Below are 12699 nucleotides of genomic sequence, written 5' to 3'. Positions count from 1 at the left end.
GTACATGGTACCGGGTCTTTTGGGTGCTCCATTAAAAGAAATAGGGGCTTTAGTTCCTCCTCTCTATGCACAAGACTTCAATCTTTACACAAAAGATTTCGGCAATCATTTCGACAACTATAATGAAGGTATGGAATACGCCAAAAATTCCGAGAAACCCGTATTACTCGAATTTTCCGGATATGGCTGTGCAGAAAGCCGGAAAATGGAAGCTTCGGTGTGGACTTATCCACGCATCAAACACTTGCTCGATCAAGAATTCGTCGTCATACGACTAATGGTAGATGACAAAACCAAACTCCCAAAAGCAGAAATCATTTCTATCGACGGGAAACCGACGAAAATTACGACTTTCGGAGAAAAATGGCAAGCTTTGCAACAAATAAAATTCGGAAGCGAATCCCAACCTTACCAAGTAATTCTTACTCCCAAAGGCAACCCTTTAAGTTCTGCATACGGCTATAGTATCGATATAAAACAATATATAAATTTCTTAAATAACGGTCTGAACCGTTTTAAACAACAATTAAAATGACGAAACATAGTAAAGAGGAAAAGATGGAGGCATTCGGCCGCTTTCTGGACATTCTGGATGAATTAAGAGAAAAATGTCCGTGGGACAAGAAGCAGACTAATGAAAGCTTACGAACAAATACAATAGAAGAAACTTATGAATTATGCGATGCAATCATAAAAAACGATATCGACGGCATTCGTAAAGAATTGGGAGATGTTTTATTACATATTGCATTTTATGCGAAAATAGCTGAAGAAAAAGATCAATTCGATATAGCTGACGTATGTCATTCATTATGTGATAAACTGATTTACAGACACCCTCATGTATTCGGAGACACCGATGCTGCAACCTCTAATCAAGTAGAACAAAACTGGGAACAGTTAAAGCTAAAAGAGAAAGGCGGAAATAAGACTGTTCTTGAAGGAGTACCTTCGGCTCTTCCGGCAATGGTCAAGGCTCACCGCATTCAAGACAAAGCAAGAAATGTCGGGTTCGACTGGGAAGAACGCAGTCAAGTGTGGGAAAAAGTAAAAGAAGAATTTCAAGAGTTACAGACCGAAATCGAAAATATGGAAACAGACAAGATGGAGGCTGAATTCGGAGATCTATTATTCAGCATCATCAACGCCGGACGTCTATATAAAATCAATCCGGAAAATGCGTTGGAACGTACGAATCAAAAATTCATACGTCGTTTTAACTATCTCGAACAGCACACAATTCAACAAGGACGCAACTTAAAAGACATGACTTTGTCCGAAATGGATGCGATTTGGGATGAAGCGAAGAAAAAAGGCTTATAATTTATCGCATACGACGACGGAATTCTGCACAAACAATGGCAGTTGCAATCGCGACATTAAGGGATTCCGTCGTTTCCCTTCCCTGCGGATAATTAGGAATAAAAAGACGTTTTGAAATACAACGTTCTAAATTTTCAGATATGCCTTTCCCTTCATTTCCCATCACAATAATTCCATGTGAAGTCAACTCAGACTTATATATATCTTCACCATTCAAGAACGTTCCATAAACCGGAATCTTTACCGTTTCAAAAAGATCCTTTAAATCTACGTAACAAACCTTCACTCTCGCCAAGGCCCCCATTGTCGCCTGTACGGTCTTAGGATTATATATATCTGCACAACCCAAAGAACAAAAAATATTCTCAATACCATACCAATCTGCCAAACGGATAATTGTCCCCATATTTCCCGGATCTTGTACCGTATCTAAAGCAATAGAGAGACATCCGTCCAAACTCTCGAAATTTATAGAATAATCAGGAATACGATAAACGGCAATTACGTCTTGCGGGGTCTTCTGCAATGACACCTTTTTGATCTCTTCCGAAGACACTTCTATAATTTCTTCAGCCCTTAATCCCGGATGCTCCTCAAGCCAAGAAGCCGTTGCAACCAATAATCTGCAATCAAAACTTCTTATCGTATCATTTACCAATTTATTTCCTTCGGCAACGAAACATGCTGTTTCCCGTCGAGCTTTTTTCTGCTCAAGAGAATGGACAAATTTTATTTTATTTTTACTCAACATATATCAGATACATACAAATAAGCGATTTTCAATCACTTTTTAACAACCCGAACGAAATTCAAACAGGTTCTAAAAATACATTCATGTTATTTACCGTTTCAAAGATAAAGAATCTTTTTCCATTTCTGAATGAAAATAGCATAGAAGGCTTCAATATCCAATAGAAAAGTGTAAATTTGTATTTATTATCAAACTTAAAATTCGATATTTATGAAATATATAGGAGCACACGTAAGCGCTTCGGGAGGTGTAGAAAATGCACCGGAAAACGCATTTAAGATAGGAGCTACGGCATTTGCCTTATTTACAAAAAATCAAAGGCAATGGAAATCTTCACCGCTTTCCAGAGAAAGCATCGATTTATTTCATGAACGATGCGAAAAATATAATTATACAGCAGCACAAATATTACCGCATGACAGTTATTTGATTAACCTCGGACACCCTACGAACGAAGGAATCGAAAAATCAAGAGAAGCTTTCCTTGACGAAATGCAACGTTGCGAACAGTTAGGCCTGCGACTATTGAACTTCCATCCGGGAAGCCATTTGAAAGAAATATCGCTCGAAACATGTCTCGACCGCATTGCTGACTCTATCAATATGACATTGGATGCGACACACGATGTAACGGCCGTAATAGAAAATACAGCAGGACAAGGATCTAATGTCGGTTATGCATTCGAGCATCTCGCCTATATTATAGATAAAGTAGAAGACAAAAGCCGTGTCGGCGTATGCATAGATACGTGCCATACCATAGCCGGAGGATATGACCTCACGACCGAAGAAAGTTATGAAGCGACTTTCCGAAAATTTGATGAAATCATCGGATTCAAATATTTACGAGGAATGCATCTTAACGATTCTAAAAAAGGTTTAGGATCTCATGTAGACAGACATGACAGTTTAGGGAAAGGCATTCTCGGAAAAGAATTGTTCCGCCGCATCATGCAAGACCCTCGAATGGATAATATTCCGCTGATTCTCGAAACTCCTGATGAATCGATCTGGGCAGAAGAAATTCAATGGCTAAAAGAACAGATATAAAATTTGGGTTTATTTAGGAGAAAAAAAATGATATATAGCTAAAAAGACGTACATTTGCATAAAATTGGTGGAAATATATCCGAATTTTAATATAGAAAAGATGAACTCGGAAGATAAACAATTAACATTGGACAAACGTTATATACGTATGGCTCTTATTTGGGCGGAAAATTCATATTGTAAACGCAGAAAAGTCGGAGCGCTTATCGTTAAAGAAAAAATGATAATATCGGACGGATATAACGGAACTCCTGCAGGATTTGAAAATGTTTGCGAAGACGAAAACGACCGTACATACCCATACGTTTTACATGCCGAAGCAAACGCAATCACGAAAGTCGCACGATCGAATAATAGCAGTGATGGAGCAACCCTATATGTCACATCTTCACCATGCATAGAATGTGCCAAACTGATCATTCAATCCGGAATACGCCGAGTCGTTTTTTCAGAATATTATAGACTGAATGATGGAATAGACCTCTTAAAAAAAGCCGGAATAGAAGTTGATTTTGTTGAGGTCAAATAGTGAAACCAACATTAAAAGCAGACTCTTAAATTAATATATAGAAGTTTTACAGGTAATATCGATTATGAAGAAAAAAACCGCAATCTGGCTTCCTTTTATCATTGCAATAAGTATCGTTTTGGGAATTTGTATAGGACGTTTTTACCATCAAGCCAGTACAATAGGTTCTCGTATTTTTGCAAAACAGAATAAAATAGAAACTCTATTGAGCATCATCCAAAGTCAATATGTCGATACAGTAAATATCAACAAGCTGGTAGAAAACGCAATGCCTAAAATTATCGGAGAATTAGATCCCCATTCTGCATATATTCCAGCCAAAGATCTGCTCAGCGTAAATGAAGAACTGGAGGGAAGCTTCAGCGGTATCGGCATACAATTCAGTATATTGAACGATACGATTACGGTAGTCAGTGTTATACCCGGCGGACCATCAGAAAAAGCAGGGATTCTCCCGGGAGACCGAATTGTTACGATCAACGATACGGTTTTTGTGGGTAAAAGCGTAGAACCTATGGATAAAGTAATGAAGAAGCTGAGAGGTCTAAAAGACTCTAAAGTTGATTTAGGTATAAAACGTTCATCGGCAAAGAAACTGCTTAATTTTACCATCACTCGAGGCGACATTCCTGTCAATAGCGTAGATGTATCATTCAAAATAAATGACAAAACAGGATATCTGAAGATCAGTAAATTCGGGCGTAATACTTACAATGAATTTATGAATGCTTTGGCTAAATTGCGAAAGGAAGGTGCTGACCGATATATTATCGATTTACGGGGCAATACAGGAGGATACATGGATGCCGCAATTAAAATGGTTAATGAGTTTCTTCCCAAAGACCAATTGATTGTATATACCGAAGGAAAGGCTTTTCCCCGCAGTGAAGGAAACGAAGCCTACTCGGACGGGACAGGGGCTTTTCAAAATAATCAAATGGTCGTACTTATGGATGAATGGTCTGCATCTGCAAGCGAAATTTTTGCAGGAGCAATTCAAGATAATGACCGCGGCACGATAGTAGGAAGACGTTCATTCGGGAAAGGACTGGTACAACAGCAGATTCCTTTTTCCGATGGATCGGCTATACGCTTGACCATCGCCAGATATTATACCCCTTCCGGAAGATCGATACAAAAAGAGTATAAGATGGGGGATATAGAAGATTACAATCAAGATCTGATGAACCGTTTCTTGCATGGAGAATTTGATACAAAAGACAGCATCAAGCTAAACGATTCCTTAAGCTACGAAACTCGAAACGGACGCATTGTATATGGCGGAGGCGGTATTATGCCGGACATATTCGTACCCCGAGATACAATCGGTATTACGTCCTACCTGAACAATGTCGTAAATAACGGTATTATTTATCAGTTCGCTCTGGAATATACGAATAAACACAGAAAAGAACTATCTCAATTTAAAGATTACGGAAGTCTATTGCAATATTTGAAACGGAAACCTTTACTTGATGAGTTTGTTATATATGCCGCATCAAAAGGAGTAAAACCCCGTCCGGTATATATTAATATTTCCCGAAAAATAATAAATAACCAATTACATGCTTATATAGCCCGGAATTTATTGGGAGATGAAGCATTTTATCCGATATTGATGCTGGAAGATAAAACATTTCTGAAAGCAGTAGATATTCTTGATGAAAATAAAGGTTTTCCGGAAATACCTGATAAATAAAAAATAAAGTCATGTGCAAGAAGTCTGACATCAGAATGAGCATAAAAGACCTAAAAAAAAATATAACGGCAGAAGAGCGAACCCGATTCTCGGAACAGATCAGATGTCGTATAGAACAGTTGCCGGAATTTAAACAGGCAAAAACGATTCTTTTATATCATTCTTTACCGGATGAAGTAGATACTTCTTCTTTTTTGAGATTATGGAAAGAAGATAAACGCCTCTTACTTCCAGCCGTAAAAGGGGACAATCTGATAATCAGAAATTATCATCCGGAAAAACTCAAAACAGGACGTTACGGAATCATCGAGTCTCAAGGAGACAGAATTACCGATCTTTCGGTTATAGATATGATCATTATTCCGGGAGTCGCTTTCGACAAAAAACGTAATCGGCTGGGACGAGGCAAAGGATATTACGACAGGTTACTATCACAAGTTGAAACATGCAAAATAGGAATCTGTTACGATTGTCAGATTACAGACTTTTTGCCTGTAGAGAAACATGATATTCCGATGGACTACATAATCACGGAATCGGGAATCATATAACTGTGTGAATATTTAAACTTTCTAATAATTAAAGAATATGCCTTTAGTATATGCAGATATGAAGCTCTGCGACATCATATTGCACGAACCGACATTGATACCCGTATTAAACCGGTTCGGGATCACATTAGGTATAGGAGACAAGAGTATCCGCTCGGTTTGTGAAGAAAATTCTCTCGATACGGATTTCTTTCTCACAATACTAAACACATTCATCAATGAAGAGTTTTTTCCGGAAAACAGGCTAAAAACGTTTTGTGCGACTCAAATAGTGGACTATCTGACAAAAACCAACATTTATTATGAGTGCTTTCAGTTACCTAATATTGAGCGACATTTCAATTCGCTCATTCAGCACAGTGGGACTTCGGGAAACAATCTCGAATTGATACATCAATTTTTTCTGAAAGTGAAAAATGAGTTATTGAGCCGTATCGAGCATGACCGGGCTGTATGGTTTCCCGAAATAAAACTACTGTCTGAAAAAATAGGCAACCAACGTCCCGATGGAATAAAACTTCCGACAAAAGGATCGTATGATGAGCAAAACTCTTTAGAAGAAAAGCTTCATGATCTCACCAGTTTGTTCGTTATGCATTTGTCCGGGACGATAGATCCGAACCTCTGCTATGGGGTAATTTTCGCGATTTATACGCTTGAAAAAGATATAAAACAACATAACCGCATTCGCAACAGAATTTTGTTACCGATGAATGAAGCTATGAAACGAGGAAAAAACGACAATTAAAACGAATCAGGCTTAATGTTACATAATAAAGATATTGCGATTATCTCTCCTGTTACATTGATCAATATCGGATTGAAACAAATTCTAACCGATTATTTTTCTGCCGGGAATATCACGGTATATACCGATACCGAATATTTCTTATCAGAATCTCCGGAGAAATATGATTTATACTTCACATTTCCGGATACATTTCTGCTCCATTATGATTTTTTCCTTCCGCGTAAAGGGAAAACCATTCTGCTGACAGACTGTAGTTATCCGCAAACGGACTTTTCAAATATAGAATACCAGCTTTGCATACGCTCAGAACAAAACTCTTTGATCGAACAATTACAAAACCTGATCGAACGCACATGTCAAAAATTTTCGAACGAAAGTCAGGAAGAACTGTCCCCCAGAGAAATAGAAGTACTACAACTTATAGCACAAGGATTTCTTAACAAAGAGATTGCAGACCGACTCAATATCAGTATCAATACGGTCTTGAGTCACAGAAAAAACATCACAGCCAAATTGGGAATAAAAAGTGTGTCCGGACTCAGTTTTTATGCGATGATGAACGGATATGTTTCTTCTGCAGAAATTGAATAAATGAAAATTATTAATTAAAATAAGAAAGTAATGAAATTACGCAGTGTAACAACATTTATTTTATTGACAGTATTCGGGCTGATAACGTATGCCCAACAAATGGCCACTCTGCCTATCGACCCGAAAGTTAAATATGGAAAACTGGAAAACGGGCTGACCTATTATATTCGTCATAACGCATTTCCTAAAAATAGAGCCGAATTTTATATCGCACAAAACGTCGGTTCGATATTAGAAAACGACAGCCAAAGAGGTCTTGCTCATTTTCTGGAACACATGGCCTTTAACGGAAGTAAAAATTTTCCAGGCAAATCGATGCTGAATTATTTAGAATCGAATGGAGTAAAATTCGGAACAGACGTAAATGCATATACATCATTCGATGAGACGGTTTATAACATATCAAATGTTCCTGTAAACCGTGAAGGTATCGTTGATTCATGTCTGCTCATCTTACACGACTGGTCTAATGCCATTGCCTTGGAAGACAAAGAAATCGATGAAGAACGGGGGGTAATTAGAGAAGAATGGAGAACCCGAACCAACGCCAACATGCGTATTCTCGAAAAACTTATTCCACAGGTATTCGCAGGTAGCCAATATGCCAACCGTATGCCTATCGGGACAATGGATATAGTTATGAACTTTCCTTACCAAACATTAAAAGATTATTATCACAAATGGTATCGTCCCGACTTACAAGGAATTATTATTGTAGGAGATATAGATGCAGATAAAACAGAAAAAAAACTAAAGGAAATTTTCAATGCCATTCCCAAACCGGAAAATGCTGCCGAACGAATCTACTATACCGTCCCCGACAATAAAGAACCGATTATCGCCATTGCAAAAGATAAAGAAGCTACAGGTAGTCAAGTGACCGTATATTACAAACACAAACCTATGACCAAAGAGCTGAAAGCTACTATTGCGGGTATTGCCGGTATTTACCTTAAATCGGTCACTTCAATGATGCTGAACGATCGTCTAAAAGAAATATCAGAAAAGCCGAATGCCCCTTTCATGTCTGCATACAGCTATGACGCAAATTTTATTGTTTCCAAAACAATGGATGCATTTACGACTATGGCTGTCAGTAAAGAGGGAGAAACTCAAAAAGCACTTAAGGCTCTTCTCCAAGAAACCGAACGTGTAAACCGATTTGGGTTCACCGAATCGGAATATGAACGGGCAAAGGCTAATCTGTTGAGTATGATCGAAAGTATGTATAAAGAACGGGAAAAGCAAAAGAATAATTCTTATGTTGAAGAATATGTCAGCCATTTTACAGATGGAGGATCAATATGCGGTATCGAAACCGACTATATGCTTTTAAATAAAGTCGCTGCTTCTACCGGTATCGAACAAGTAAACAAATACATACAAGACCTTATCGGAGAAGAAAATATCGTAGTTACTATTACCGGACCAGAAAAAGACGGAGTTTCATATCCATCGGAAGCAGAAATACTGACTCTTTTAAAAGAGATTAAAAATGAGGAACTTCAACCCTATACCGATAAAGTTTCGAACGAACCGTTAATCAGCCACGAACCTAAAGCCGGAAGCATAATAAAAACGACTACCGACAAAAAATTCGGTACAACGATATGGACTCTATCAAACGGTGCTAAAGTCGTTATTAAACCAACGACGTTTAAAGATGACGAAATTTTAATGACCGGCATCAGCAAAGGCGGAAATCTGTTATACGAAGACAAAGATATTCCCAACCTTAAAATATTCAATAATATTATAGATTTGGGAGGATTAGGAAACTTTAATAACATAGATCTAAAAAAAGTATTGGCCGGAAAAAACGTATCTCTGAGCATAGGACTGGACGACCGCTCTGAAATCGTTAACGGAAGTTCTACTCCTAAAGATTTGGTTACATTAATGCAGTTGCTTTATCTCTCATTTACAGATCAGCATAAAGATCCAGAAGCTGTAGAAGCATGGAAAAGCAAAATAAAGGACATGTTGAAAAATGCCAGCGCCAATCCTCGTGCAGCCTTCAAAGATTCTCTCAATGTCGCTTTATATAAAGAAAACCCGAGAAAAATGAGTCTGAAACCTGAAGAAATAGACCAGACCGACTATGACAGGATATTGCAAATATGGAAAGAACGGTTTGGAGACGCTTCTGATTTCACATTTACGTTTGTCGGAAATATTGATGAGAAAGAACTGAAACCGCTGGTAGAAAAATACATTGCTTCTCTCCCATCTACATACAGCAAAGAAAAACCGGGTACGGATAAAGTGGGAATTCGCATGGATAATTATACTAACCATTTTGAAAAACCCATGCAGACTCTGACTTCAACAGTATATGGGGCGTATGTAGGCAAATGTAAATACTCTTTGGAAAACAACATAAAACTGAACATGTTCGACCAAATTATGGATATTGTTTATACTGCGACCATTCGGGAGGAAGAGGGCGGAACATACGGTGTCGGGACTCAGTCTGTCCTCTCTAAAGAAACAGACACGTGGATGTTCCTTTTCGGATTCGACACAAATCCCGAAATGCAAGAGAAACTCCAGAAACGAGCTATTTCTGAATTGGAAAAGACCATAAATGAAGGACCTTCGGAAAAAGATTTCAATAAAGTAAAAGAATACATGCTGAAAAGTCATACGGAAAATTTGCATGAAAATAAATACTGGTTAGGAGTAATCAATACATATAACCGGTACGGTATTGATAATATGTCGGGATTCGAAGATATTGTAAAAAAACAGACTCCGGAAAGTATCCAAAAATTAATGAAAAAGTTATTTTCAAAAGCCGCATTTATTGAAGTTTCGATGAAAGGTGTACAAGAATAAGTTTCTAACACCTCATAAAATAACAACTATTACAAAAGCACCATGCCTTGTTTTTCTGAGGCATGGCGTTCTTATATTTCATTTTTTATTCTTAAATTCGCCTCCGGACAATCTATTCCCGTCGAATTTATAAAAACACATAATATTTACATAACACACACTATCATGAAAAAGATTTTTCTATCAAGCACTTTTCTAATCATGTGCGCTCTTCTGGTAAAAGCTGAAAATCTAAAGCTATGGTACAAACAGCCTGCGACACAATGGGTCGAAGCTTTACCCTTAGGAAATTCCCGACTGGGAGCAATGGTCTACGGAATTCCAGATAACGAAGAAATTCAACTAAATGAAGAGACTGTATGGGGAGGCGGCCCACACCGCAATGACAATCCGGAAGCAAAAGACATTCTGCCAGAAGTACGACGTCTCATTTTCGAAGGTAAATCAAAAGAGGCCAAACCGATCATGGAAAAAAAATTCAGGACTCCCCGCAACGGAATGCCTTACCAAACCATAGGAAGTTTAAAGTTACATTTTGACGGACATGAAAATTACACAGATTACTACCGAGACTTAGATTTAACAAGAGCTGTTGCTACCACTCGTTACAAAGTAAACGGTGTAACCTATACACGAGAGTTATTTACGTCATTTGCCGATAATGTAGTAATCATGCAAATCACTAGTGATAAACAAGGTGCTTTGAACTTTACAGCCGACTATGTATCACCGTTAAAACACACCGTTTTCACCCAAAAGGGAAAATTAATTCTATCAGGAAAAGGTGCTGATCATGAAGGCGTGCCCGGTGTTATCCGACTTGAAAACCAGACATTCATAAAAACGACAGACGGCAAAGTAAAAACTTCGGACAATAAAATTTCAGTTTCCGATGCAACGACCGCTACTATCTATATTTCAGCCGCTACAAACTTTGTTAATTACAATGATGTAAGTGCAAATGAGCATAAACGTGCAGACGCTTATATGAAAGCAGCACTAAAGAAACCTTATGAAAAAGCTTTGGCCGATCACATTGCTTACTACAAAAAGCAATTCGATCGAGTAACATTGGATCTCGGCACGTCTAAAGAGGCACAAGAAGAGACCCATTTACGAGTAAAAAATTTTAAAAACGGGAATGATGTTTCACTCGCCGTACTAATGTTCCAGTTCGGACGCTATTTACTCATATCTTCATCCCAACCCGGAGGTCAACCGGCAAATCTTCAAGGAATCTGGAACGAAAAATTACAAGCTCCGTGGGACGGTAAATACACGATAAACATCAATACAGAGATGAATTACTGGCCTGCAGAAGTAACCAATCTTAGTGAAACACATGAACCTCTGATCCAAATGGTTAAAGAGCTTTCAGTAAGCGGACAAGAGACTGCAAAAGAGATGTACGGTTGCAACGGATGGGTAACACACCACAATACAGACTTATGGCGCAGCTGCGGCCCTGTCGATGGTGCAGATTATGTATGGCCCAATGGTGGAGCTTGGCTCTCTCAACACGTCTGGCAACATTATCTTTACACCGGAGATAAGGAATATCTGCAAGATGTTTACCCGGCACTAAAAGGCGTTGCCGATTTTTTCCTCGATTTTTTGACAGAACACCCGACATATAAATGGATGGTAACCGTACCGTCAAGTTCTCCGGAACATGGACCGAGAGGTAACGGTAACTCTATCGTAGCCGGTTGCACGATGGACAATCAGATCGCATTCGACGCTCTCTCAAACGCCTTGCAAGCAACTAAAATATTAAATGGAGATGCGGATTACTGCAATAAATTGCAAAATATGATAGATCGCCTTGCTCCTATGCAAATCGGCCAGTATAACCAATTACAAGAATGGCTTCAAGACGTAGATGATCCCAATAATGACCACCGTCACGTTTCACATCTATACGGTCTATATCCCAGCAATCAAATTTCACCGTACAATCATCCCGAACTTTTCCAAGCTGCCCGCAACTCTTTAGTTTACAGAGGCGATAAAGCGACAGGCTGGTCTATCGGATGGAAAATTAATTTATGGGCACGTTTGCTAGACGGTAACCACGCCTACAAAATCATACAAAACATGTTGATGCTGGTAGAAAAGGGTAATAATGACGGAAGAACATACCCGAATCTCTTTGATGCACATCCACCTTTCCAAATAGACGGGAACTTCGGATATACGGCCGGTGTAGCCGAAATGTTACTACAAAGTCACGACGGGGCTGTACATTTGTTGCCGGCCTTACCCGATGTGTGGCGCAAAGGAAGTGTAAACGGCCTTATGGCACGCGGAGGTTTTGAAGTCAGTATGGACTGGGACGGTGTACAACTCAATAAAGCCCGTATATTATCAAAGCTCGGAGGAAACCTGCGAATTCGCTCTTACGTTCCTTTAAAAGGAGACGGAATAAAGCCGGCCAAAGGTAATAACCCTAACCCCCTTTACCAAACGGCAAACATAAAAACTCCCTTAATTTCTCCGAAAATCAATCCCCAATATCCTCTATTATACAAAGTGTATGAATATGATATAATGACAGAACCCGGAAAGACTTACGAAGTAGAGCGAGACGGGAAACATTAATAACAATCATTATAA

The 12699-nt window shown here is 38.7% G+C and carries 11 protein-coding genes; 10 read left to right on the top strand and 1 reads right to left on the bottom strand.

Annotated elements, in window-relative coordinates; translation table 11 throughout:
- Both AC1WHX_RS06190 and mazG read left to right on the top strand, forming a co-directional pair.
- A partial coding sequence (locus AC1WHX_RS06190; RefSeq protein WP_481228999.1) for a thioredoxin family protein occupies positions 1 to 535 on the top strand: 535 nt, incomplete at its 5' end.
- Positions 532 to 1323, top strand: a complete 792-nt coding sequence (gene mazG / locus AC1WHX_RS06185) for a nucleoside triphosphate pyrophosphohydrolase (RefSeq protein WP_022390013.1) — start codon at positions 532 to 534, stop codon at positions 1321 to 1323. The genes AC1WHX_RS06190 and mazG, both read left to right, overlap by 4 nt.
- 1 nt (position 1324) lies before the next feature.
- Here mazG and AC1WHX_RS06180 read toward each other — a convergent pair whose 3' ends face one another.
- A complete protein-coding gene (locus AC1WHX_RS06180; RefSeq protein ID WP_122337214.1) occupies positions 1325 to 2074 on the bottom strand; it encodes an RNA methyltransferase in 750 nt (249 codons plus the stop codon).
- A gap of 210 nt (positions 2075 to 2284) precedes the next feature.
- Here AC1WHX_RS06180 and nfo point away from each other — a divergent pair, with 210 nt between their 5' ends.
- The 8 genes from nfo (at position 2285) to AC1WHX_RS06140 (ending at position 12684) form a co-directional block, all read left to right on the top strand.
- Positions 2285 to 3124 carry a deoxyribonuclease IV gene (nfo, locus tag AC1WHX_RS06175; RefSeq protein ID WP_009319361.1) on the top strand — a complete coding sequence of 280 codons (840 nt, stop codon included), beginning with the start codon at positions 2285 to 2287 and terminating at the stop codon, positions 3122 to 3124.
- A 100-nt stretch (positions 3125 to 3224) separates the two neighbouring features.
- Positions 3225 to 3653: a deoxycytidylate deaminase gene (locus AC1WHX_RS06170; RefSeq protein WP_031258503.1), complete on the top strand. Its 429-nt coding sequence runs from the start codon at positions 3225 to 3227 to the stop codon at positions 3651 to 3653.
- 64 nt (positions 3654 to 3717) lie between these two features.
- Entirely contained in the window at positions 3718 to 5352 is a 1635-nt protein-coding gene (locus AC1WHX_RS06165; RefSeq protein WP_022600990.1) for a S41 family peptidase, read from the top strand.
- An 11-nt stretch (positions 5353 to 5363) separates the two neighbouring features.
- Entirely contained in the window at positions 5364 to 5903 is a 540-nt protein-coding gene (locus AC1WHX_RS06160; RefSeq protein WP_022390009.1) for a 5-formyltetrahydrofolate cyclo-ligase, read from the top strand.
- 37 nt (positions 5904 to 5940) lie between these two features.
- Positions 5941 to 6651 carry a hypothetical protein gene (locus AC1WHX_RS06155; RefSeq protein ID WP_022390008.1) on the top strand — a complete coding sequence of 237 codons (711 nt, stop codon included), beginning with the start codon at positions 5941 to 5943 and terminating at the stop codon, positions 6649 to 6651.
- A 15-nt stretch (positions 6652 to 6666) separates the two neighbouring features.
- Positions 6667 to 7245: a response regulator transcription factor gene (locus AC1WHX_RS06150; RefSeq protein WP_009319356.1), complete on the top strand. Its 579-nt coding sequence runs from the start codon at positions 6667 to 6669 to the stop codon at positions 7243 to 7245.
- A 30-nt stretch (positions 7246 to 7275) separates the two neighbouring features.
- Complete coding sequence (locus tag AC1WHX_RS06145; RefSeq protein ID WP_302545240.1) at positions 7276 to 10083, top strand: M16 family metallopeptidase; 2808 nt, start codon at positions 7276 to 7278, stop codon at positions 10081 to 10083.
- A 165-nt stretch (positions 10084 to 10248) separates the two neighbouring features.
- Complete coding sequence (locus AC1WHX_RS06140; protein WP_302545363.1) at positions 10249 to 12684, top strand: glycoside hydrolase family 95 protein; 2436 nt, start codon at positions 10249 to 10251, stop codon at positions 12682 to 12684.
- The last annotated feature ends 15 nt before the right edge of the window (positions 12685 to 12699 follow it).

The organism is Coprobacter sp., assembly GCF_982436375.1.
Note: the sequence above shows the minus strand (reverse complement) of the source record. Positions and strands in the feature narration are given on the sequence as shown.

What these genes read in the sequence shown, in the direction of transcription:
- mazG (WP_022390013.1), top strand. Translation starts at nt 532, where the DNA reads ATGACGAAACATAGTAAAGAGGAAAAGATGGAGGCATTCGGCCGCTTT.
- AC1WHX_RS06180 (WP_122337214.1), bottom strand. Translation starts at nt 2,074, where the DNA reads ATGTTGAGTAAAAATAAAATAAAATTTGTCCATTCTCTTGAGCAGAAA.
- nfo (WP_009319361.1), top strand. Translation starts at nt 2,285, where the DNA reads ATGAAATATATAGGAGCACACGTAAGCGCTTCGGGAGGTGTAGAAAAT.
- AC1WHX_RS06170 (WP_031258503.1), top strand. Translation starts at nt 3,225, where the DNA reads ATGAACTCGGAAGATAAACAATTAACATTGGACAAACGTTATATACGT.
- AC1WHX_RS06165 (WP_022600990.1), top strand. Translation starts at nt 3,718, where the DNA reads ATGAAGAAAAAAACCGCAATCTGGCTTCCTTTTATCATTGCAATAAGT.
- AC1WHX_RS06160 (WP_022390009.1), top strand. Translation starts at nt 5,364, where the DNA reads ATGTGCAAGAAGTCTGACATCAGAATGAGCATAAAAGACCTAAAAAAA.
- AC1WHX_RS06155 (WP_022390008.1), top strand. Translation starts at nt 5,941, where the DNA reads ATGCCTTTAGTATATGCAGATATGAAGCTCTGCGACATCATATTGCAC.
- AC1WHX_RS06150 (WP_009319356.1), top strand. Translation starts at nt 6,667, where the DNA reads ATGTTACATAATAAAGATATTGCGATTATCTCTCCTGTTACATTGATC.
- AC1WHX_RS06145 (WP_302545240.1), top strand. Translation starts at nt 7,276, where the DNA reads ATGAAATTACGCAGTGTAACAACATTTATTTTATTGACAGTATTCGGG.
- AC1WHX_RS06140 (WP_302545363.1), top strand. Translation starts at nt 10,249, where the DNA reads ATGAAAAAGATTTTTCTATCAAGCACTTTTCTAATCATGTGCGCTCTT.